This is a genomic window from Streptomyces sp. NBC_00654, assembly GCF_026341775.1.
GTDB lineage: Bacteria > Actinomycetota > Actinomycetes > Streptomycetales > Streptomycetaceae > Streptomyces.
Genome location: NZ_JAPEOB010000001.1, coordinates 1,067,338 through 1,088,507 on the forward strand (window position 1 = coordinate 1,067,338; position 21,170 = coordinate 1,088,507).

Consider the following 21,170-nt stretch of genomic DNA (forward strand, 5'->3'; position numbering starts at 1 on the left):
TGCTCCTGCACTCCCAGGACCACCCTGCCCCTCGAAGGACAGCGATGCCCGCCAACACAACCGCCTCTTCCGGCTCTTCCGACACGAAGAAGCCCGGCAGGAAGAAGGGGCGACGCGCCCGCCTGCTCGTGATCGTCCTGGTGCTGGCGCTTGTCGCGGGTGTCGGGTACGGCGCCTACTGGTCCGTGTCCACCGTGCGGGCCTCGTACCCGCAGACGACCGGATCGATCAGACTCGACGGCCTCGCCGCCGATGTCGATGTCAAACGCGACGAATACGGAATCCCGCAGATCTACGCGGACTCCGACGCCGACCTGTTCCGCGCCCAGGGCTTCGTCCAGGCGCAGGACCGCTTCTGGGAGATGGACGTCCGCCGTCATATGACGTCCGGCCGGCTCTCCGAGATGTTCGGTTCGGGACAGGTGGAGACCGATGCCTTCCTGCGCACGCTCGGCTGGCGCCAGGTCGCGCAGAAGGAGTACGACACCGTCCTGGACGAGGACACCAAGAAGAACCTCCAGGCGTACGCGGAGGGTGTCAACGCGTACCTGAAGGGCAAGGACGGCAGGGACATCTCCGTCGAGTACGCGGCGCTGGGCCTGACCAACGACTACAAGCCCACGGAGTGGACCCCGGTCGACTCGGTGGCCTGGCTCAAGGCGATGGCCTGGGACCTGCGCGGCAACATGCAGGACGAGATCGACCGTTCGCTGCTGACCAGCAGGCTCGACGGGGACCAGATCAAGGACCTCTACCCGGCCTACCCGTACAAGAAGCACGAGCCGATCGTCGGCGAGGGAGCGGTCTCCTCGGTCACCGGCAAGTTCGACCCGGAGGCCCAGCCCTCGGACGGCGTCGGCGAGGGCACCCCGGCGGACGCCGCGAAGGGCCTGAACACCCAGCTCTCCGCGCTCTCCGACACCCTGGACGAGATCCCCGCGCTGCTCGGCCCGAACGGCAACGGCATCGGATCGAACTCCTGGGTCGTCTCCGGGAAGTACACGACCACCGACAAGCCGCTGCTGGCCAATGACCCGCACCTGGCGCCGATGCTGCCCTCGCTCTGGTACCAGATGGGGCTGCACTGCCGGGAGATCTCGAAGTCCTGCCAGTACGACACCGCGGGCTACACGTTCTCCGGGATGCCCGGTGTGATCATCGGCCACAACCAGGACATCGCCTGGGGCTTCACCAACCTCGGCGCGGACGTCACCGACCTCTTCCTGGAGAAGGTGTCCGGCGAGGGCTACCAGTACGACGGCAAGGTGAAGCCGTTCACCACCCGCGAGGAGACCATCAAGGTCGCGGGAGGCAAGAGCCGGCACATCACGGTGCGGGAGACCAACAACGGGCCGCTCGTCTCCGACCGCAGCGGCGAACTGGAGAAGGTGGGCCAGAAGGCCCCCGTCACCAACGCCGCCCCCGACCGCGCCGGTGGTTACGCGGTCGCGCTGAAGTGGACCGCGCTGGAGCCCGGCAAGTCCATGGACGCCGTCTTCGAGCTCAACCGCGCCAAGGACTTCACGTCCTTCCGGGCGGCGGCCGAACACTTCGAGGTTCCCTCGCAGAACCTCATCTACGCGGACACCAAGGGCAACATCGGCTACCAGGCGCCCGGCCGGATCCCGGTCCGTGTCCAGGGCGACGGCACGCTGCCGACCCCCGGCTGGACCTCGGAGTACGGCTGGAAGAAGGATCCGATCCCGTTCGCCGAGCTGCCCTACGAGTACAACCCGAAGCGCGGCTACATCGTCACCGCCAACCAGGCCGTCATCGACGAGGAGAAGTACCCCCACCTGCTCACCAAGGACTGGGGCTACGGCACCCGCAGCCAGCGGATCAACGACCTCATCGCGTCGAAGATCAAGGGCGGCGAGAAGATCTCGACCGACGACATGCAGAAGATGCAGATGGACAACAACAGCGAGATCGCCGCGCTGCTGGTGCCCAAGCTGCTGAAGATCAACATCTCCGACAAGAGCGTGCGCGAGGCACAGAAGCTGCTGGAGGGCTGGGACTACACCCAGGAGCCCGACTCGGCCGCCGCCGCGTACTTCAACGGGGTCTGGCGCAACATCCTCAAGCTGGCCTTCGGCAACAAGCTGCCCAAGGAACTGCGGGCCGAGGGCGACTGCCTCAACGTCCGTCCGGCCGACAGCACCGGCCCGGTGGACGAGCGGCACAAGCTCGTACGGGAATGCGGCCAGCGCGACCCGGACTCGGCGCAGCCGGACGGTGGCGACCGCTGGTACCAGGTGGTCCGGAACATCGTGGACGACCCGGACAACGAGTGGTGGAAGGTGCCCGCCCGGGGCCGTGACGAGGCGCTCGAAAGCCGCGACGACCTGTTCGCCGCGGCCATGGAGGACGCCCGCTGGGAGCTGACGGCCAAGCTCGGCAAGGACATCAGCACCTGGAGCTGGGGACGGCTGCACCAGCTGACCCTGAGGAACCAGACCCTCGGTACCGAGGGACCCGGTCTTCTCCAGCGGGCCCTCAACCGGGGCCCCTGGAACCTCGGCGGCGGCGAGGCCGCGGTCAACGCCACCGGCTGGAACGCGGCGGGCGGCTACGAGGTCATCTGGGTGCCGTCGATGCGGATGGTCGTCAACGTGGGGGACTGGGACAAGTCCCGCTGGATCAACCTCACCGGCGCCTCCGGCCACGCGTTCAGCGCGCACTACACCGACCAGACCGACAAGTGGGTCGACGGCGAACTGCTCGACTGGTCCTTCGGGACGAACGCGGTCGGCCGGACCACGGTCGACACGCTGACGCTCAAGCCATGACGGTGCGGGCCGGTTCAGCGAGAGGCTGACCGGCCCGCACGAACGCCGGACCGGCCACGGGGCTCAGCGTCCCACGGGGCTCAGCGTCCCACGGGGCTCACCGCCCCACCGAACTCACCGGTTCGGCGGCGGGGTGAAGCGCTGTACTCCGGCCGGCGTCACCACGGCATCCACGGGGTGGTCGTGCGGTTCCTGAGGGACCCGCGCGACCACCTCGTCGTCGTACAGCAGCACGACCAGCGCCGGATGCGCGCCGGCCGCCGACAGTCTGGCCAGCACCCGGTCGTAACTCCCGCCGCCCCGGCCCAGCCGCATGCCGCGCGCGTCCACCGCGAGGCCGGGCAGCAGGACCGTATCGGCGTCGAGCACCGTGGCGGGGCCGAGGCGCATCCCGGTGGGCTCCAGCAGCCCGCGTCCGGCCGGTGCGAGACGGTCCGCGCCCTCGTACGGCGCCCAGTCCAGATCGTTGTCCGGCAGGAGCACCGGCAGCAGCACCCGTACGCCCCGCGCGCGCAGCGCGTCCAGCAGCACCCGCGTTCCCGGCTCGCGCCCCACGGACACATAGGCGGCGACCGTGCGGGCCTCGGCCAGTTCGGGGAGGCGCAACGCGGCGGCGGAGAGGAGCCGGGCGGTGCGACCGGCGTCCTCCGTGCTCAGGAGCCGTCGAGCGGCGAGGTGTTCGCGCCGGAGGGGCGCCTTTCCTGACTTGTCGGTATTCAACGGTTACTCACGCAGTTCTCGTATGGGCTTATTTAAGGCCAAAGTTAACCGGAGGATCATCTTCTGCCCATGCGCACCCGTTATGGTTCTGCGCATGAATGAGCCGTCCCCCAGGATCAGCAAGGCCGTCATTCCGGCAGCCGGTCTCGGTACGCGTTTCCTGCCGGCCACCAAGGCCACTCCCAAGGAGATGCTGCCGGTCGTCGACAAGCCCGCGATCCAGTATGTCGTCGAGGAGGCCGTGGCTGCGGGCCTGTCCGACGTACTGATGATCACCGGCCGCAACAAGCGCCCTCTGGAGGACCATTTCGACCGCAATTACGAGCTGGAGTCCGCGCTGACCCGCAAGGGGGACGCCGCGCGGCTCTCCAGGGTCCAGGAGTCCAGCGACCTGGCCACCATGCACTATGTGCGGCAGGGCGACCCGCGTGGTCTGGGACACGCGGTCCTGTGCGCGGCGCCGCACGTCGGCGACCAGCCCTTCGCGGTGCTGCTCGGTGACGACCTGATCGACCCGCGCGACCCGCTGCTGGCGCGGATGGTGGAGATCCAGGAACGTGAGGGCGGCAGCGTCATCGCGCTGATGGAGGTCGAGCCGTCGCAGATCCACCAGTACGGCTGCGCGGCCGCGGACGCCACCGTCGAGGGCGACATCGTCCGCATCACCGATCTCGTGGAGAAGCCGGATCCGGCCGAGGCACCCAGCAATCTGGCGATCATCGGCCGTTATGTCCTGGACCCCGCGATCTTCGACATACTGCGGCACACCCAGCCGGGCCGCGGCGGCGAGATCCAGCTCACCGACGCCCTCCAACTGCTCGCCGCCGACGAGAAGATCGGCGGCCCGGTGCACGGGGTCGTCTTCAAGGGCCGCCGCTATGACACCGGCGACCGCGGCGACTATCTGCGTGCCATTGTCAGACTCGCGTGCGAACGTGAAGATCTGGGCCCGGACTTCCGGGCCTGGCTCCGCAGATACGTCACCGAGGAGATGTAACACCTTGAGCAGCACGATCTGGTCGGTGGACGAGCACCTGGACGACATCCTCGGCGCAGTGAGGCCCCTCGAACCCATCGAGTTGCAGCTGCCCGACGCCCAGGGCTGCGTCCTCGTCAAGGACGTCGTCGTGGAGATCGCCCTGCCGCCCTTCGACAACAGCTCGATGGACGGCTACGCGGTCCGGGTGGCCGATACCGAGGGCGCGAGCGAGGAGTTCCCCGCCGTTCTCACGGTCATCGGCGATGTCGCGGCGGGCAGCGCCGGACTCGCCGACGGCCAGGTCGTGGGGCCGGGGGAGGCCGCCCGGATCATGACCGGTGCCCCACTGCCCGAGGGTGCCGACGCGGTCGTCCCGGTCGAGTGGACCGACGGAGGCTCGGGCGAGGGCCCGGCCACCGCCATGCGGGCGCACAGCGACGCTCCCGAGGGGGCGGCCGGCGAGGTCCGCGTGTACCGGCCGGTCGAGGCCCGCGCCCATGTCCGGGACCGGGGCAGCGACGTCCGGCCGGGCGATCTGGCCCTGCGCGCCGGGGCGATCGTCGGCCCGGCGCAGATCGGGCTGCTCGCCGCGATCGGCTGCTCGACCGTCGTCGTACGGCCCCGCCCGCGGGTCGTCGTCCTGTCCACCGGCAGCGAACTGGTGCAGCCGGGCGAGACGCTGACGGGCGGCCAGATCTACGACTCCAACAGTTTCGCGCTGACCGCGGCCGCCCGGGACGCCGGAGCCATCGCCTATCGGGTCGGAGCGGTGGCCGACGACGCGGAGACCCTGCGGGCCACGATCGAGGACCAGCTGATCCGCGCCGACATCGTGGTCACCACGGGCGGCGTCAGCGTCGGCGCCTACGACGTGGTCAAGGAGGCCCTGTCCTCCGTGGGCGACGAGGACGAGCCGGGCAGCGGTATCGACTTCCGGAAGCTCGCCATGCAGCCGGGCAAGCCCCAGGGCTTCGGTTCCATCGGCCCGGACCACACCCCGCTGCTCGCTCTGCCGGGCAACCCGGTCTCCAGCTATGTCTCCTTCGAACTGTTCGTACGGCCCGCGATCCGTGCGCTGATGGGCCTGACGGATGTCCACCGGCCCACCTCCACGGCCACGCTGAAGATCGACAAGGCGCTCTCCTCGCCGTCCGGCCGGCGCCAGTTCCTGCGTGGGACGTACGACGCGGAGGAGGGCACGGTCACGCCCGTCGGGGGTTCCGGATCGCATCTGATCGCGGCCCTCGCCCAGGCCGACGCGCTGATCGTGCTGCCCGAGGACGTCACCTCCGCCGAGCCCGGCACGGAGACCGAGGTGATCCTGCTCCGCTGACCGCGGTCCGGTGGCGGTACGGTGTCTGCCGCTGTGCCTTCCCGGGGGACACCCCCCGGGCCCCGGGCCCGCACCCCGGTGCGGGCCGCGCGGGCAACCGGCGCCCTACCGCTAGGCGGAGTTAGTTGAGTACGCAGAACAGGCTGACGCACCTCGACGAGGCGGGCGCGGCCCGCATGGTCGATGTTTCGGACAAGGACGTCACCACGCGCGTCGCCCGCGCCAGCGGCCGGGTCCTCGTCTCGCCGCGTGTCATCGAACTGCTCCGCGGTGAGGGAGTCCCCAAGGGCGACGCCCTCGCGACGGCCAGGATCGCCGGAATCATGGGGGCCAAGCGCACCCCGGACCTGATCCCGCTCTGCCATCCGCTCGCGGTCTCCGGCGTGCGGGTCGACCTGGGAGTCGCCGATGACGCGGTGGAGATCACGGCCACCGTGCGGACCACGGACCGCACGGGTGTGGAGATGGAAGCGCTGACCGCCGTCTCGGTCGCCGCGCTCACCGTGATCGACATGGTCAAGGCGGTGGACAGGAGCGCGGTGATCACCGACGTACAGGTCGAGGCGAAGTCGGGCGGCAAGTCCGGCGACTACCGGCGCACCGCGCCGGAGGAGGCGGGCGCATGACGGCGCCCGGCACCCCGTCGCGCGAAGCCGCGCCGACGCCCGGGGCCGCGTCGGCGCCCGGAGCGCATTCGGCGGGCGACACCTCCGGTTCCGCGCCGGCGACCCCGTACACCGCCCTTGTCGTGACCGCGTCCAACCGGGCCGCGGCCGGTGTCTACGAGGACCGGGGCGGACCGATCGTCGCCGAGGCGCTCACCGCCCTGGGCTTCGCCGTGGACGGGCCGCGCGTGGTTCCCGACGGCGACCCGGTCGAGGAAGCCCTGCGTGCCGGGGCGACGGCCGGGTACGACGTGATCATCACCACCGGCGGTACGGGCATCTCGCCCACCGACCGGACCCCCGAGGCCACCCGCCGCGTCCTCGACCACGAGATCCCCGGCATCCCCGAGGCGGTCCGTGCCGAGGGCCGCGAGAAGGTCCCCACCGCGGCCCTCTCCCGCGGCCTCGCGGGTGTCGCGGGCGGCACCCTGATCGTCAACCTGCCGGGCTCCACCGGCGGGGTGCGCGACGGCCTCACGGTGCTGAGCCGGCTGCTGGTGCACGCCGTCGACCAGCTGCGCGGCGGCGATCACCCCCGACCGGGGAGCCCGAGCTGAACGTGTCGAACTGGCCGGTGGTCCTGGCCGACGGCGAGGTCGTCCTCCGCCCGATCAGACTGCGCGATCAGCGCGAATGGCGCGAGGTCAACCGGCGCAACCGTGAGTGGCTGCGCCCCTGGGAGGCGACCGTCCCGCCGCCCGCCCCGGGCGGCCCGGTGGCACAGCGCCCCACCTACCGGCAGATGGTCCGGCATCTGCGCGCGGAGGCGAACGCGGGCCGGATGCTGCCGTTCGCCATCGAGTACGAGGGCCGGCTCGTGGGTCAGCTCACGGTGGCGGGGATCACCTGGGGCTCGATGTGCTCCGGGCACGTCGGCTACTGGGTCGACCAGAGCGTGGCGGGCCGCGGTGTGATGCCGACGGCCGTCGCCCTCGCCGTCGACCACTGCTTCCGCACGGTCGGCCTGCACCGGGTCGAGGTGTGCATCCGCCCCGAGAACAGGCCCAGCCGAAGGGTCGTGGAGAAACTCGGTTTCCGTTCGGAAGGGGTGCGTCCGCGCTACCTCCACATCGACGGGGCATGGCGGGACCATCTGATCTTCGCGCTGACCGCCGAGGAAGTGCCTGACGGGATGCTCCGGCGCTGGCGCCAGGCGCGGCCGCGGGCCCCGCGCAGCGCAGGGGAATGAAATAAGTGTTCGAAATTGACCGAGGCGTGATTGTCGATGTCTCCGCAAACATCATCGGTTGATCTGAACAATCACAAAAAAAGTCCCTGATACCAGCCTGATCGTGCGACACACCGGCCCAATTGGCGGATCCCTCCGTGCAAACCCCTCTACGGTGTGAGCGTGAGCAGCAGCGGCCTCATCTACGCAGTCATCGTCGGGGCCTGGGCCGCCTACTTGGTGCCGATGTGGCTCCGCAGGCAGGACGAGCTCAATGAAGCCCGTCCTACGGAACGCTTCAGCACCGCCATCCGGCTGCTGTCCGGACGGGCGGCCATGGAGCGCCGGTACGCCAAGGAGCTGCGGGACCGCACCGCCGAGGAGGCGGGGCCCGACGTCGACCCGGACGCGGAAACGGACCGAATGGAAACCGTTGACGTCCGGGCCTTTTCCGCGCCTCCGGCGCATACCGAAGCCCGGATGCACGACCCGGCGCACGCCCCCGACCGCTCGCCCGGCCGTCCGGTAGCGGACCGCCAGGCGTCCGAGCGGCAGGCGCACGACCGCCCGGCGTCCGGTCACCAGGCGGCGGACCGGTCCGAACCGGCGCGCCCGCCCCAGCAGCGCGCGCGCACGAGCGGCGCGGACGCCGAGCGGGTGCGGCGGGCCCAGCGCTCGCAGGTCCTGGCCCGGCGCAGACGGACCACCGTCGTCCTGTTCCTGGCCTTCACGCTCGGCGCGGTCGTCGCGGCGGTCGGCGGGCTCAGCTTCCTGTGGGCGCCCGCCGTGCCCGCCGTGCTGCTCAGCACGTACATCGTGCATCTGCGCGCCCAGGAGCGACGCCGGTTCGCCTTCACCATGGACCGCCGCCGGGCGGAGGTGGCGGCGCAGCGCCTGCGCGAGAGCCGCCCGCGCCGGCACCAGCCCGCGGCACCGGCTCCCGCCGAGCCCGACGAGGAGCCCGAAGCGCACCACCCCCAGCCGGAACCCGCACCCGTGGTCTCCCCGCAGGAGGCCGGCCGCCGCGCCCTCGTCGAGCAGACGGACCACGCGGAGTGGGTGGACCAGCAGCGCGAACGCGGCCCGGTCCAGGGCGACAGCTGGGAGCCCGTCCCGGTCCCGCTGCCCACCTATGTCACCGCCCCGGTGGCCCCGCGCGCCACGGGCGGGGTGGAGGTCGGCGACCCGGAGACCTGGAGCGCGGCCCGTTCCAGCACGGCCGAGCCCACCCAGACCGGCACCTCGCACCCGACGGTGCCCGCCGTGGACCCGGCGCCACGCCAGCGCACGAACCAGCCCCGTCGCACCCGCGACCGGGGCAGGACCCCCCTCTTCGACCAGTACGACGACGAGGACCGACCCCGAGCGGCCAACGAATGAGGCGCTCGGGACTCCGGCTCGGCTGACCAGCGGGGAACGGATTTCCAAGCACCCCTGTGGGGGTGCTAAAGTTTCACTCGTCGCAAGGGCCTGTGGCGCAGTCTGGTAGCGCACCTCGTTCGCATCGAGGGGGTCTGGGGTTCAAATCCCCACAGGTCCACAACCGACAGTTCTTGAGTAGCTCTCACGAATCGTCACGAGATCCCGTTCAGCCGAAAGGCTGGGCGGGATCTCGGCGTTTCCGGGGGTTGTTCGAGGAGTGATCCGAACGCGATCGGTGCCGGAGGCGGTTGCCTGACGGGCGTCGGCCTGATGTTTCGGGGTGGTTCGGGTGCGTGAGGCGTTTTTAGGCTGTACGCGGGCGGGCGTGATCCCGGACTGTGGTGCTGGGATCTCGGATGGTCTCGCGGATCTCCGGCCCTGTGGGCGGCGGCAGCCCGGCCGCGGCGGGGGGCGTGGATGCCGATCCAGCGAACGCGGTGACTCCGTGGGAGGTGCCGGTCGTTTGTGTTCGGGTGGTCCGGTCCCAGCTGAAGAGGATGTGCAAGTTGATGCTGCAGATCATCAGCGCGAGCAGGATGGTCTGCGCGACCCCTCCGTGAGCGAGTCGCTTCGTGGGGTCGGAGATGTCGATGCCGTGGCTCTTGGCCCTGCCGTTGAGGCCCTCGATGTCCGCTCGCTCGGGCCGGTAGGCGTCCTGCCAGGTGGGGTGGAGGTAGTGCCGGTCCTGGCGGAACTTGTCGAGCTTGCCGAGGGCGCCGGGGCGGACGGTGATCGTGGGCTTCTAGCAGATCCGCGGCAGCTCGTCCTGGGGCAGGGGCCGCAACCGTTCACCCTGAGGGATCGGGACGGTGGGCTTGGCCGCACTGTGTGCGGCGGTAGCCCGCTTATCCGTGAGGTCGACCGCGGCCGGCCGTGGTGCTGGGACGCGGTGGACCTGGTTGAAGCGGGGACGCACCACGGCGGGCGAGGGTCCGCTGGCCGGGCACTGGAGCCTGATCGCGCCCCGCTCGTCGGCGGACTCCTTGAGCTTGAGGTAGTACGGTTCCCGGCCCGCGATCCGCTCGCTGAGCTCGGTGCCGTCAGCGAGGTCGCGTACGGCCTTGTCGTCGAGCCCCGTGGTCGCGTGGGCCAGTGCGTGCGGCATGGCGGGGCAGGCGAGGGATCCGTCGACGAGAGGGGCGCCTTGGTGGGTGCCCTGGATGCCTCGGTGTTGCTGCTTGTAGCCGAGAACCATTTGGTAGCCCAGGGTGCGGACCGGCTGGGCGAAGTGCTCGGTGATCTGGTCGGTGCAGGCGCGGTCGGCGGCCAGCAGCCCGGTCGGGAAGCCGAACGGGGCAAGCTGGGTCAGGGAGCGGACCGCGGTCGGGCCGACGCGCTTGCCCGGGGTGTCCAGGACAAGGCCGAGCGCCAGCTGCGGGTGGCGGCTGACGCGCTCACCGGCCTGCGGGTGACCAGCACGATATCGTCGGCGCCAAGCGGCAGCGACAGCTCTGGCCTCTTCGGCCGGCAGGCGGCTGCGCCGGTCGCAGGAACGGCAGATACGACGGGAGAACGCGATCCTGGCGTGGCCATCAACACGACTGCCCTCCGGAACACCGAGCCAGGAGCGCGCGGGGGCCCGCAGCTCATCGAGGAGCACCCGGGAGACAACCGCGAGGCCGGTGCTCTGGTGATAGTGCAGCGCAAGCAACAAGCCCACCAGGACGGTCCGCACGGGGAGTCCTTTCGGGCCGGGGCGAATTCCCAGCTCGGTGTCGATCAGATGGAGGACTCCGGACTCGTGCAGGAGCGCATCGAGTTGTCCGACCTTGGAGTCCGGGATCTCCATCGGTGCGTCGGTGACCGGTCGTGGCCGGCACTGCTTGATCTTCTCCGGGCTTCGCCACGCCCGGGGTTTGGTCACCTCGCCTCCGGGCCTCGCAAGAGCCTGGCTGCAGTCAGCTCATCCACGGGTGGGACCAGGCGCTGCCAGCGGGCCAGAGACGCGGCGGAAGACAGCCCGGCCGCCTGGGCGATCAGCTGGTGATCGATATGCGCGCGCATCAGCTCGACGATCCACGTCGCCCGCAGCCGGCCGACCGACACCGGGCAGCCTGCGGAGGCCGGTGGATCAGGGACCAGGAGCCGATCAGGTTCTTCGCGTACTCGACAGTCCGCCTCGGCCGGAACAGGCAGCCGCCGCCCGCCGTTTCTGCCAGCCCCCCCAGAACCGTGTCCCAGGCTGCCCCGGCCACCAGCGGGATCAGCCGCTCGACGCCCCGGTGCAGCAGCGGTCCGCCCCGGCTCGGACGACACAGATCGAGCCCTCGGCTGGCCGCGACCTCCTTCGGCATCAGCCCCAGACCGGCACCCAGCCCCAGCAACGCGAGCGCATCGGTCCGCTGCTGACGGGGCAGATGAGTGGCCCAGTGCCGCAGCCCCGCCAACTCAGCCGCGCAGTACGGCTGATGCGGGCTTGCGTCCGCGTGCATCCGTGCCGGGGGCGCTTCCCCGCGCTCACTCCAGGCGAGGGCGTCACGTACGCGCAGCAGCCATGTCCGGTACGTCCGTGCCGACGACCCCTCGATCTCCCCCACCCGCGAGAGCACGAACGCGTCGATCACCTCATTGCGCAACCATGCGTCCGCGGACCGTTCGAGCCCCGCCGCCTCGGCCCACAACGCCAGCCTGCCGACCACATGCAGCAACCGCTCCACGTCATGGGGAGCGGCCGTCACAGCTGCGGCAACGATCGACCGCACCAGCGGACCGACCTCGCCCCAGACAGGGGGAGCGTTCCAGGGCCGATAGCGAGTGATCTTCACGGACGTAGCGGGATCAAGAACCACGGTCCATACATGCCGGCTGGACACGCGGGCATTCCACAGCTGATCAACTTCAACGTACAGGGCGGGCATAGCAAGATCGCAGAAGGTGACCGCAGATGCCCCCAACCGACCGCCCGCGATCGCCTTACGCTCGCACCCCTCCAACAGACGACAACATCCGTTCGCACCGGACCGCTTCGGCGGCCACGTCGGCGCTCGGCTGTTCGGGCCAGGCTTTCGGATCGCCGGTCAGCTCCCTGGGGGAGCGTGCGCGGGCGCGTCCGCCGACCATGCGCGCACCATCTTACGACCGCTTCACCGCCGCTTGCCCGCGAGCGGCCCAGACCGTTCTGGACATCGTCGCCGACCAGGCCCGCCACGCGGCGGTACTTCAGCGCCGCTTCTTCAGCCTGCTCCACAGCAACGACCCGGACATCCGGTTCGAACCGGTCGGAGCCATGCCCGTCATGTGGAACAGAGACGAATGGGCTGACGCCAACCGTCGGTGAGAACGCGGGGGTGCATCAGGGCACGTCTAACCGCTGCGGGGCTTTCATCCTCTGGCGATGGGCTTCCAGGCGGCAGTGACACACCCTTCCTCCCCGTGCCACCATCCCTTGGCCTCACCGTGCCCCATCGTCGACCTCCACCCGGATGATGTCGTCTGGCAACCCCGCGTGCGAACCACGGAGTGTTGTCCAACCGCACCGTTCCATCATCAAGGTCCACCGCCCACAGACTCTCGACACTCGCCGGCGGCCGGCCGCGGTCGAGTAGAAGCGCCCACGGCGCGTACGGCCCGCGCGGGGGCCAATTCCGTCGCGAAACCCGTCTACCAGGAGCTTTCATCATGCCTACCAGCGGGGCGGGGCTGTCGACCCAGCTATCCGTCAGGTCGGAAAAGGTTCATTCTTGCCAATCATGGATATACGGCCCAAAGCTTCCGACGAAAATTTCCTCTTCTCCCCATGCCTTGAATGTCATGCCAGCCTTTACAGCTCCATCAACCTTTATTCCTGTTATGTTCGCACATTCGAGATTTGCGTTACTCAAGTTTGCTTCACTTAGCCAAGAATTTGACAAGTCGGCAGCAATGAGGCTGGCTTTAATTAGAATGGCTGAAGAGAGATATGCCCATCCCAATTTCGCATCCCTCAGTTCAGAGCCTGAAAGGTTTGCCCCTGAGAGATCTGCTCCGAAAAGTTTTGCATCGCGAAGGTTGATGCGTTGGAGGTCAAGGTCAGAAAGGTCGCAGTTGTATAGTATTGCTTTGCGCAGGCTTGGTTGGTATATGCTCCAAGACCCTGCGCTGCCCTCTGGGAGTAGACGCCTCTCAGCTATAATTTTTACGACTTCTTGCCTGTACAAGCATTCAGGATGAATCACCTGAACATCGTAGACAGCCGATGATTTGTACGGCTGAGCAACGAAGTCGACTGGATACGGAGAACGCAGAGATATAACCAAGGCGTCGATGCATAATTGAACCCTAGGGTCACGACGATTGGCGCCGAAATCGGCAAATCCTGAGCATTCGTCCGCAACTGCAACGATTTGCTTAGCGGCAATAATCCTGCGCGGGGCGCTGTTCTGCGAGTCGCATATGATATTCGCTGCATTTTCGAAACGGGTCTGCAGGCCATTTGGCCACGATAGGGTTGTGGATTTAGAGTACTTTGGATTGCGTGCGAGAGAAACACGGTTCCCGAGGCCGCCTCCGCTGGCCCGCGGTACGGGATACGTGTCATCCAAGGAGCGTTCCTTGCGCGCCCTGATTCTTAGTTCATTAAAGATGACGTCCATCGTGAGATACTCGTGATCAGCCGAGGAGCCCTTGCGCATAATGTCAATTAGATCTCCCGTGAAGGAGGTGTATCCCTCCCTTCCCTCCGCTAACGCAAGCGGGCTTTTTGTGTCGGTTGCAGTTAATACATAACTTCCTTCTATCTCTGGAATTATTACTGACTCTGGGTTCACTAAAGGCTCCCCCAGTGTGATTCTCCCATGCGCAATTCCGCTGTAGCAGCAGTCGAGAATTACAACCTTGCTTGCGGCGGCAGAGTCAATCATCAAATTTTTGATGAAATCATACCTAATGTTGGGTGATGCCTCCTTCTCTCTCATGATGGAATTCTTGACAGTGAGTGCTAGGGAGTTGTCTCTCAGGCTTACGCCATGACCGACAAAATAGAATAGGAGCATGCCTCCTGTGGCTTCACTCCCCGCAGTTTTGAGTATTCTTCCAACTTCCAGGGAGTCAACAGGATCATCTACCACGCAGATGTGTGCGTCGCTCAGTCCAGTCAGGCTTCTGAGATTTTCTGCGAAAGCGTCGAGGCTTCTCTTCACCGAAGGGTTGCTCGCGTACTCGGATCCCTCGATATAGTTGGCGGTCCCAACCAGAACCGCCCTCGACCTGGTCGGGTCAGGAAGGCTCATGTGAACCACTGGATATAATCTCTATAAGTTTCTCCATCGTTTTTTCAGAAATTTTCCCATCAGTTACAAGAGTGTGCTTTTCCTCGAATAGGGTAATTTCCAGCCTGCCTGGCTTTCGGGTGTTAATCCACGCCAACAAGCACCGGCTAAAAGCTGCGACGCTACCTGCGCCAGAGAGTGACATGATCACTGTCTCTGCAAGCCCCAGGCGCCCAGGAACGGGGGCATGTGACTCCAGTTGCATGCTCTCGGCGGAGAGTCTGTCGTCATCACGAAAGAGCCTGTACAGCTCGCGTAACTCCTCGGTGTCGTTATCGGAATCACTGATTCCGATTTCAAATCGCGCCATCCATGAACCTCCGCGACTTCTGAGAGCTGTCAAAAGTAGTGTGACAGCCAGTCGGTTGCGAGGCCAGACTCGATCGTCCTGAACTGCTGCGTAGTCACTGAGCCGTTTCCGACCTGACGGGTGGTTGGAGCGGTGACCCCGGTGTGCGGGCATGAAGAAAGCTCCTGGTAGACGGGTTCACAACCAAGATCACCAGTCCACCAGGAGCTTTCGCGTGCTTGTTCACCCGTCCGGTATCGATCTGTCCAGCCGCACCCTGCAACACCTCTCCGGTCTCCTCGCAGGTCACCGCCGTCGGATCGGCTCCCGGTGGCGTCGCCTGACCTGGGGCCGACAGGCAATGCTCGTCCTGGCCCACCTGCGCTGCGGCGACACCTACGCCCGCCTCGCAGCAGGTTTCCGCATCGCCGCAGACCGGCCGTACTACTCGGGGAAGAAGAATGGCCGTGGCGCGTTCACCGAGGCTGCGGTGTGGCTCCCGGCAGTGCCTGTCGGCGAGCTCGTGCTCGCGAAACCGGCCCTCGATGAGCTTGTCCATCTCGTCGTTTCGGAGGTCGTTCGATGCCTGTTAGGGGTGGTGGATGGCGGCGTATCGGGTCTGACGGTCAGGGACACGCGCCTATCCGTCGCCGAGACATGCAGAACAGGCTCCGGTTGCCCGGGGCCGGTGATCGTGATGTGCGGCTGTGACGCGGACCGATCAGAGGCAGCGGATCGGCTTGTAGCCGCGCTCCCAGGACTGGCTGAGGCAGTGGCTGTCCTGTCGGCGCATCCGCCGGCGGCGTGTTCGCGGGTGCCACCGGAGATCTGGGGATCGCCACGCCGACACGTCGCAGCGTTGGCCGGAAGCCGACTGCACTCCGCTGCCAGCCGACCAAGTTGTCACAGGCACATGGTGGAATTGGCGTGATGGCGTGGGACGAGTGGGAGAACTCGAAGGCGGCGGTGGCCGCCGGCCGGCAAGCCTCGATGCGAATCAACCAAGTGCCGGGCGGCTCAGGGGGCGGCGGACAGGCCGACCTCGTCGTGAACCAGGACGACCTCGGTGGTGTCGGCCACGAGGCCTTCATGCTGCACAGCCAGTTGCACAAGGAGGCCGACATCGCCGGCGCCGGCGCCGACAAGGAGGGGGCCGGCTCCACGATGCAGGCAGCAGCGGCCTTGAAGGGCAGCGACTTCGCCCTCGGTGACGAGCTGCAGACGACGGTGTCGGTATGGACCTCTCAGGTCAAGAGCGTTCTCCAGGCTTGTGCGCACATTTCGAACCACCTGGACTACTCGAAGAAGGCACACGCCGAGGACGACGCCGCGATCGCCGCGTCCCTCCGGAACAGGGACGGCTCGGCCGTGCCCGCTTCCCGTCTCGCCGAGTACTTCACGTAGAGGACGAGCACGTCATGAACTACACAGAGCTCATGGAAGTCGACCTCGGCAAACTGGGGACGGTGGTAGCCGACTGGAAGCGCGTGGCCGGGGAGATGCGGCGGCTCGGCGGTGAGGCCCGCGACGGTATGAAGGCGAAGGCTGACAAGGCACGTTGGGCGGGTGCCAACGAGAGTGTGACCCGGGCCTTCGTCGACAGGACGGTGAAGGAGTTCGGGGACCTCCACACGGAGGCGCAGAGCATCTTCAGTGTCCTCGATGATGCGCACAGCGAGCTGAAGAGCATCCAGCAGAAGGCCAGAAGCGTGACCGCCGAGGCCGAGGAGAAGGGCTTCAGCGTCACCGGACGCAAGGACGGAACCGTAGTGATCGCGGACGCCGTCATCTGCGAGGTGGATGGGCCCGGTCAGCGGAAACGCGACATGATGCAGTGGTACGCCGACACACTGACCGGGATCGTGAGCCACGCCACCGAGGTGGACGCAGCTGCGGTACGGGCGCTGCGCGCGAGCCACGGCAGTGATCCGACCAACGCCGGCCACGCGTCGTACACGTCACTCGATCAGGACATGCTGCCCCGCGCCATGAAACTCGCCGGCCTGGGAGAGGGCGCCGACGACAAGCAGCGCAAGGAACTGCGGCGGCTGTGGCAGTCTCTGAGCCCCGAGTCCCGGGCGCAGCTGTGGACGCAGCACAAGGACGAGTTGTTGGCGTCCGGCCTGTTGTCCCCTTCGGTCAAGCGGGTTGCCGCCGACGACGGGGCCGGACCGTACGATGTCGATTCACCGGGCTTCGGGGACTACTGGGAGGAGTTCCAGGCCAACGGAATCTCGAACAGCGGTGACTTCGTCGGCAAGACGGATGCGGCCCGGCATATGGACCACTACCTGAACGGGACCGGCAGGACGCTCGACCTCGATGTCGACCGGATGCTGAGTGACGAGAACGACACGGTCCTGCAGGACGTGTCGGCGGCGACGCGTGCCAAACAGGAGGACGCGTGGCGCCGCCAGGCGCTGGAGGCCTTCGCGCAGTCGGGCGGCAAACCCATCGCGATCCCTGTAGAGACCGCGGGTCAGGGTTACACCCACGACAAGGGGTCGGACGGGACAGCGAACTGGTACCTGGCCGTGGGAAGCGCCATGACCAACACCACGGGCGTAGTGACGGCGGTGCCCGGCCCGGATGGCAAGCCGCAGGTCAGCATCGACTATCAGGTCAATGTGTGGGACCGGTACAACTGGGACCCCGGGAAGGCCACGCCCATCGGTCCGACCACGGTGACCGACGCCGACATGGCCCGCATGCACATGACGGGACAGGCCAGGGAATTCGAGATGAGGGGCAGCAGTTCGGTGCAGCAGCACGACATGAGTTCCGGCGGCGCCTGGCCCGACCCGAAGGAGCCGGGGCGGGACGGCACGCGTAAGGACATCGGCCGGAACGGGGACGCCCGGTGAGCCTGACGCGAGTACGGACCGGGCGCCCGCTGCTTGTCGCCGGCGTGGGATTGCTCGCTGGTCTGCTGGTCGGATGCACGGCGTCGACGGCCGAACAGGGTGGTCGGAACGTGAGCCGCTCACCGGGACGGCAGGTGCCGTACTGGATGGACGGGGTCACCGTGGACTCGGTCGCCAAGACCTTGCAGGTGCAGATGCCCTCGACAGCGACCGAGGCCAAAGCCGCGTACCAGAAGGGCTTCCAGGACGACGGCCTGCTTTTGTCCTTCGTTCTGCCCACCGGCGCGGTGGACGGCTTTCTCACGCAGCTGAAGCCGGAGCAACCGCTCAGCCTGCGGGAACAGCCACTCCCCCGTAACACGAACTCGACGACGCCGTTCTCGCACCTCGGGCTGCCGGAGCCCGATCTGCTGGCCGGCGTCCGCGAAGGCCAGGTATGCGCGCCGTGCGAGGACAACCTCAACTGGCTGAAGGTCGCGGTGGCGCCGGTCGACGACCGCACCAGCCGGGTCTATCTCAGCGGCGTCGACTGAGCACCGCCGGGTGAGGTATCCGGCAGAGCTGTGCGGTACTGCGTCCGGCTGCCCGCCCGTCGGCCGGATCTATCGCGGCACCAGGCGCCACAGCTGGTTGTATCCGGGGGCCGAGCAGTGGGCCTGGACGACGTCCGTACCGTGTCGCACGCTGTAGTGCGCGACATCGAGGCAGTGCCCGGAGTGCTTGGCCACGAGCTTGTAGTTCGCGTAGACCCTCGGCATCTCCTGACCGTCCGCCCTGCGCTCGTACTGCGGCCCGCCGAAGAATCCCCAGGCCTGGTTGTCCCCGCCGTGGCAGTCGGCCTGGACGACCCGTGCGGCATGAGCGCTGCTGGCATGCGCGACATCGAGGCACAGGCCCGAGTGCATGGCCCTGATGAGGAAACGGTCCCCACCCAGCGGCTTGATGTTCCACGCCTGGTTGGTGCTGCCGGGCGTGCAGGTGGCCTGGACCACCTTCGCGCCGTGGTGCAGGGCCTTGCCCGCGACGTCCAGGCACATGTCCGAGTGCGCGACGCGGAGTTCGTAGTACCCGTCACCGGCAGGCTCCGAAGGTGCCGCGCCTGCTGAACTGCCCAGGCCCCAGCACGCGGCGCTCAGCGCCACGGCGCAGGACATGGCACGCCATGCGGTTCTTGAATGAGTCTTCATGGTCATGGAACTGTCCTTGACCAGTCGCCGTTCGCGTTCGCCCCACGCGTGCCGCACCGGGCCGAAGCCAAGAGGCAGGAGGCAGGAGGCAGGCGACGGCGTGCAAGGCGCTGTTGGTGTGCCGCTCCGAGCGCGTATCCCCGAGAGTTCGTTGATTCGTCAAACGCCCTGCGCTCAGGGCAACTTGTGCGTTCGACTTTATTTCACCGCTCGCGCGGGCGCGACTCAACGGGGTGCAGGTCCGGTTCGACGGCGACATACCTCTCAGGTGTCCCGCGCCTCGGCCCGGGTACTGCCGGTGCCCTACACGTAAGTCCTCATCCGGGCGGACGCCCCGTGGTGGAGGGGTTGGAAGGGTGGAACCGGCAAAACACGTGTTCGTCCGACCGAGGGGAATTTCCGTGTCACGTCGTTTGACCTGTGCCGTCGTCGCCACACTCTGCCTGGCGGTGGCCGCGCCCACGGCTTCCGCCGCGGAGCCCGGTGTGGAGGGGGCCGCGGCGGCCGCTCCGTCCTCCCGGCCCGGTGGGGATGACCGGCAAGCAGCCCTGCGCGGACTGACCGACGCCGGGGCGGTGTCCGCGATAGCCAAGGTCCGCGACGGGGGCGGGACCTGGCGGGGGAGTACGGGGGTGGCCGATCTCGTGAGTGGGGAGCCCGTGCGGGGGGACGGGCGGTTCCGGATCGGCAGTGTCACCAAGATGTTCGTCGCCACCACCACGTTGCAGCTCGTCGGTGAGGGACGGCTCGGCCTGGAGGACTCTGTGGAGAGTCATCTGCCGGGGCTGGTGCCCAACGGGGGGAACATCACCGTGCGCCAACTGCTCAACCAGCGCTCGGGACTGTTCGACGTCATCAACGAGACCACCGAGATATTTCCCCATCCCACCGACGCCCAGGGCTTCCGGGACTGGATCGCGGCGGGCGGGCTGAACCGCACCTTCACGGCACGTGAGCTGGTGTCCAAGTCCATGGCCCACCCGCCCCACTTCGAGCCCGGCGCGAAGTACCGGTACTCCAACACCAACTTCACGCTCCTCGGCATGATCATCGAAGCGGCGACCGGGAACTCCTACGCGCACGAGATCCGCCACCGCATCCTGCGCCCGCTCGGGATGACGAAGACCAGCCTGCCCGGTGCCTCCGCGGTCATCCCGGGCCGCCACGCCCACGGTTACTGGACCACCGTCGACGGCGCCGGTACGCCGAACCCCGTCAAGACCGACATCGACGTCACCCGCCACAACGCCTCATGGGCGGGCTCCAGCGGCGGGATCATCTCCACCACCGCGGACCTGCTCCGGTTCGACAAGGCCCTGTTGCACGGGAAGCTGCTGGCCCCCGCGCAGCAGCGTGAGATGACCACGATGCTCGGCACCGACTCCGACAAGCTCGCATACGGGATGGGCCTGGCCCGTACCCCGCTGTCCTGCACCACCGTGCTCGGCCACTCCGGCTCGGTCCTCGGATACAGCACCCACCTCTGGGGCACGGCCGGCCGGCAGGTCGCGCTGTCCTACACTCCGCGCGGCGACAACGCCGAGAAGGAAGCGCAGGCCAAGGCGGTCGGCGCGTTCCTCGAAGCCGCCTTCTGCGGCACCGGCCGAGGCCGGTAGGCACGTGGACGTCCCGCCGGTTCTGGCATGATCCCTCGCCATGACCCCAATCCCCGGCTGTGTCGCCTGTGGTGGAACGGTGGCCCCCGACGGCCGCTGCTGGGACTGCGGTGCGGCACAGCCGGCCTTCCGCGCGCATGTGGAGCTCACCGCCGAAGGCGGCGCGGCGGGGGTCAGCGACCGGGGCAAACGGCGCGACATCAACGCGGACGCCATGGTGCTGACCGGAGTGGGCGGTTGGACGGTCGGCGTCGTCTGTGACGGGGTGTCCATGTCGCCCCGGTCGGAGCGGGCCGCCCGGGTCGCGGCCGAGACCGGGGCGAACGCCGTGGTGGCGGGGCTGGCGGCGGGTGCTCTGCCGGAGGACGCGCTCGCCGACGCGGCCGTTCGTGCCGGGCGGGCGGTCGCGGCCCTCGCGGCGTCGGTGGACGCCGCCCCGGCGTGTACGTATGTCGCGGGCATCGCGGGACCGGAGGGCATCTGGAGCGCGTGGATCGGCGACAGCCGTGCCTACTGGCTGCCGGACCGGGGCCCCGGGAAGCGGATGAGCGAGGACGACACCGGGGAGCACGGCGCCCTCGCCGCCTGGCTGGGGGCGGACGCCGGTGCGCCGGTGGCGCGTATCCGTAGCTACCGGCCGGGCGGGGCGGGCTGTCTGCTGCTGTGCACGGACGGGCTCACCCGTGGTCTGCCCGATCCCGACGCGCTGCGGGCCGTACTGACCCGTGGCCGGTCCGGGGCGGCGGCGGGCGGCGGACTTCTCGGCGGTGCCCGCGCGTTGGTCGGTCACGCCCTCGACGCCGGGGGGCACGACAACATCACCGCGCTGCTCATCCCCGCCGGGGCGGCCGGCGGCTGAGCCGGGATCCGGAGGTCCCGTATCCGGCACCCT

The 21,170-nt window shown here is 68.1% G+C and carries 19 protein-coding genes, 1 tRNA gene and 1 pseudogene; 15 read left to right on the forward strand and 6 right to left on the reverse strand.

Annotated elements, in window-relative coordinates:
- Positions 1–44: 44 nt before the first annotated feature.
- Positions 45–2,789: a penicillin acylase family protein gene (locus OHA98_RS04615; protein ID WP_266922816.1), complete on the forward strand. Its 2,745-nt coding sequence runs from the start codon at positions 45–47 to the stop codon at positions 2,787–2,789.
- Positions 2,790–2,903: 114 nt separating this feature from the next.
- On the opposite strand, the gene OHA98_RS04620 is transcribed toward OHA98_RS04615, so the two are convergent.
- Positions 2,904–3,509: a 5-formyltetrahydrofolate cyclo-ligase gene (locus OHA98_RS04620; RefSeq protein ID WP_266922817.1), complete on the reverse strand. Its 606-nt coding sequence runs from the start codon at positions 3,507–3,509 to the stop codon at positions 2,904–2,906.
- Positions 3,510–3,603: 94 nt separating this feature from the next.
- Here OHA98_RS04620 and galU point away from each other — a divergent pair, with 94 nt between their 5' ends.
- From galU to OHA98_RS04655, 7 genes are all read left to right on the forward strand, one after another.
- Positions 3,604–4,506, forward strand: a complete 903-nt coding sequence (gene galU, locus OHA98_RS04625; protein ID WP_266922818.1) for a UTP--glucose-1-phosphate uridylyltransferase GalU — start codon at positions 3,604–3,606, stop codon at positions 4,504–4,506.
- Between the two features lie 4 nt (positions 4,507–4,510).
- Complete coding sequence (glp, locus tag OHA98_RS04630; protein ID WP_266922819.1) at positions 4,511–5,821, forward strand: gephyrin-like molybdotransferase Glp; 1,311 nt, start codon at positions 4,511–4,513, stop codon at positions 5,819–5,821.
- A gap of 125 nt (positions 5,822–5,946) precedes the next feature.
- Positions 5,947–6,447, forward strand: coding sequence for a cyclic pyranopterin monophosphate synthase MoaC (moaC, locus tag OHA98_RS04635; RefSeq protein WP_266922820.1), 501 nt, complete (start codon positions 5,947–5,949; stop codon positions 6,445–6,447).
- Positions 6,444–7,043: a molybdenum cofactor biosynthesis protein B gene (locus tag OHA98_RS04640; protein ID WP_266922821.1), complete on the forward strand. Its 600-nt coding sequence runs from the start codon at positions 6,444–6,446 to the stop codon at positions 7,041–7,043. The genes moaC and OHA98_RS04640 overlap by 4 nt, the downstream gene beginning before the upstream one ends.
- Positions 7,044–7,060: 17 nt before the next feature.
- Positions 7,061–7,675: a GNAT family N-acetyltransferase gene (locus OHA98_RS04645; protein ID WP_266927714.1), complete on the forward strand. Its 615-nt coding sequence runs from the start codon at positions 7,061–7,063 to the stop codon at positions 7,673–7,675.
- A 162-nt stretch (positions 7,676–7,837) separates the two neighbouring features.
- Positions 7,838–9,034 (forward strand): gephyrin-like molybdotransferase receptor GlpR, encoded by a 1,197-nt coding sequence (glpR, locus tag OHA98_RS04650; RefSeq protein WP_266922822.1) that lies wholly within the window; start codon positions 7,838–7,840, stop codon positions 9,032–9,034.
- An 86-nt stretch (positions 9,035–9,120) separates the two neighbouring features.
- Positions 9,121–9,194: transfer RNA gene (locus OHA98_RS04655), tRNA-Ala, on the forward strand.
- Positions 9,195–9,818: 624 nt separating this feature from the next.
- On the opposite strand, the gene OHA98_RS04660 is transcribed toward OHA98_RS04655, so the two are convergent.
- Positions 9,819–10,940 carry a hypothetical protein gene (locus tag OHA98_RS04660; RefSeq protein ID WP_266922823.1) on the reverse strand — a complete coding sequence of 374 codons (1,122 nt, stop codon included), beginning with the start codon at positions 10,938–10,940 and terminating at the stop codon, positions 9,819–9,821.
- Positions 10,941–11,079: 139 nt separating this feature from the next.
- Positions 11,080–11,934, reverse strand: a complete 855-nt coding sequence (locus tag OHA98_RS04665; RefSeq protein WP_266922824.1) for a hypothetical protein — start codon at positions 11,932–11,934, stop codon at positions 11,080–11,082.
- A gap of 200 nt (positions 11,935–12,134) precedes the next feature.
- On the opposite strand from OHA98_RS04665, the gene OHA98_RS04670 reads away from it, so the two are divergent.
- A complete protein-coding gene (locus tag OHA98_RS04670; protein ID WP_266922825.1) occupies positions 12,135–12,353 on the forward strand; it encodes a hypothetical protein in 219 nt (72 codons plus the stop codon).
- Between the two features lie 397 nt (positions 12,354–12,750).
- Here OHA98_RS04670 and OHA98_RS04675 read toward each other — a convergent pair whose 3' ends face one another.
- A complete protein-coding gene (locus tag OHA98_RS04675) occupies positions 12,751–14,283 on the reverse strand; it encodes a pentapeptide repeat-containing protein (protein ID WP_266922826.1) in 1,533 nt (510 codons plus the stop codon).
- Positions 14,270–14,632, reverse strand: a complete 363-nt coding sequence (locus tag OHA98_RS04680) for a hypothetical protein (protein ID WP_266922827.1) — start codon at positions 14,630–14,632, stop codon at positions 14,270–14,272. Before OHA98_RS04680 ends, OHA98_RS04675 begins: the two co-directional genes overlap by 14 nt.
- Positions 14,633–14,846: 214 nt before the next feature.
- Between OHA98_RS04680 and OHA98_RS04685 the strand changes: the two are divergent.
- The 4 genes and pseudogenes from OHA98_RS04685 to OHA98_RS04700 all read left to right on the forward strand — a co-directional run.
- A pseudogene (locus OHA98_RS04685) lies at positions 14,847–15,032 on the forward strand (IS5/IS1182 family transposase); the annotation flags it as partial.
- A gap of 509 nt (positions 15,033–15,541) precedes the next feature.
- Entirely contained in the window at positions 15,542–16,015 is a 474-nt protein-coding gene (locus tag OHA98_RS04690; protein ID WP_266922828.1) for a hypothetical protein, read from the forward strand.
- Between the two features lie 14 nt (positions 16,016–16,029).
- Positions 16,030–17,475, forward strand: coding sequence for a hypothetical protein (locus OHA98_RS04695; protein ID WP_266922829.1), 1,446 nt, complete (start codon positions 16,030–16,032; stop codon positions 17,473–17,475).
- Between the two features lie 146 nt (positions 17,476–17,621).
- The gene (locus OHA98_RS04700; protein WP_266922830.1) at positions 17,622–18,008 is read left to right on the forward strand and encodes a hypothetical protein; all 387 of its coding nucleotides are present in this window, start codon (positions 17,622–17,624) and stop codon (positions 18,006–18,008) included.
- A gap of 69 nt (positions 18,009–18,077) precedes the next feature.
- On the opposite strand, the gene OHA98_RS04705 is transcribed toward OHA98_RS04700, so the two are convergent.
- Positions 18,078–18,668 (reverse strand): RICIN domain-containing protein, encoded by a 591-nt coding sequence (locus tag OHA98_RS04705; RefSeq protein WP_266922831.1) that lies wholly within the window; start codon positions 18,666–18,668, stop codon positions 18,078–18,080.
- A gap of 395 nt (positions 18,669–19,063) precedes the next feature.
- Between OHA98_RS04705 and OHA98_RS04710 the strand changes: the two genes are divergently transcribed.
- Together OHA98_RS04710 and OHA98_RS04715 are read left to right on the forward strand one after the other, a co-directional pair.
- Positions 19,064–20,278, forward strand: coding sequence for a serine hydrolase (locus OHA98_RS04710; RefSeq protein WP_266922832.1), 1,215 nt, complete (start codon positions 19,064–19,066; stop codon positions 20,276–20,278).
- A 40-nt stretch (positions 20,279–20,318) separates the two neighbouring features.
- Entirely contained in the window at positions 20,319–21,137 is an 819-nt protein-coding gene (locus OHA98_RS04715; protein WP_266922833.1) for a PP2C family serine/threonine-protein phosphatase, read from the forward strand.
- The last annotated feature ends 33 nt before the right edge of the window (positions 21,138–21,170 follow it).

Excerpts from the sequence above, each read along its gene's own strand:
- OHA98_RS04700 (WP_266922830.1), top strand. The coding sequence starts at position 17,622 with ATGGACGGGGTCACCGTGGACTCGGTCGCCAAGACCTTGCAGGTGCAG.
- OHA98_RS04615 (WP_266922816.1), top strand. The coding sequence starts at position 45 with ATGCCCGCCAACACAACCGCCTCTTCCGGCTCTTCCGACACGAAGAAG.
- OHA98_RS04670 (WP_266922825.1), top strand. The coding sequence starts at position 12,135 with ATGCGCGCACCATCTTACGACCGCTTCACCGCCGCTTGCCCGCGAGCG.
- OHA98_RS04665 (WP_266922824.1), bottom strand. The coding sequence starts at position 11,934 with ATGCCCGCCCTGTACGTTGAAGTTGATCAGCTGTGGAATGCCCGCGTG.
- OHA98_RS04675 (WP_266922826.1), bottom strand. The coding sequence starts at position 14,283 with ATGAGCCTTCCTGACCCGACCAGGTCGAGGGCGGTTCTGGTTGGGACC.
- OHA98_RS04695 (WP_266922829.1), top strand. The coding sequence starts at position 16,030 with ATGAACTACACAGAGCTCATGGAAGTCGACCTCGGCAAACTGGGGACG.
- OHA98_RS04715 (WP_266922833.1), top strand. The coding sequence starts at position 20,319 with ATGACCCCAATCCCCGGCTGTGTCGCCTGTGGTGGAACGGTGGCCCCC.
- OHA98_RS04640 (WP_266922821.1), top strand. The coding sequence starts at position 6,444 with ATGACGGCGCCCGGCACCCCGTCGCGCGAAGCCGCGCCGACGCCCGGG.
- galU (WP_266922818.1), top strand. The coding sequence starts at position 3,604 with ATGAATGAGCCGTCCCCCAGGATCAGCAAGGCCGTCATTCCGGCAGCC.
- OHA98_RS04705 (WP_266922831.1), bottom strand. The coding sequence starts at position 18,668 with ATGACCATGAAGACTCATTCAAGAACCGCATGGCGTGCCATGTCCTGC.
- OHA98_RS04680 (WP_266922827.1), bottom strand. The coding sequence starts at position 14,632 with ATGGCGCGATTTGAAATCGGAATCAGTGATTCCGATAACGACACCGAG.
- OHA98_RS04690 (WP_266922828.1), top strand. The coding sequence starts at position 15,542 with ATGGCGTGGGACGAGTGGGAGAACTCGAAGGCGGCGGTGGCCGCCGGC.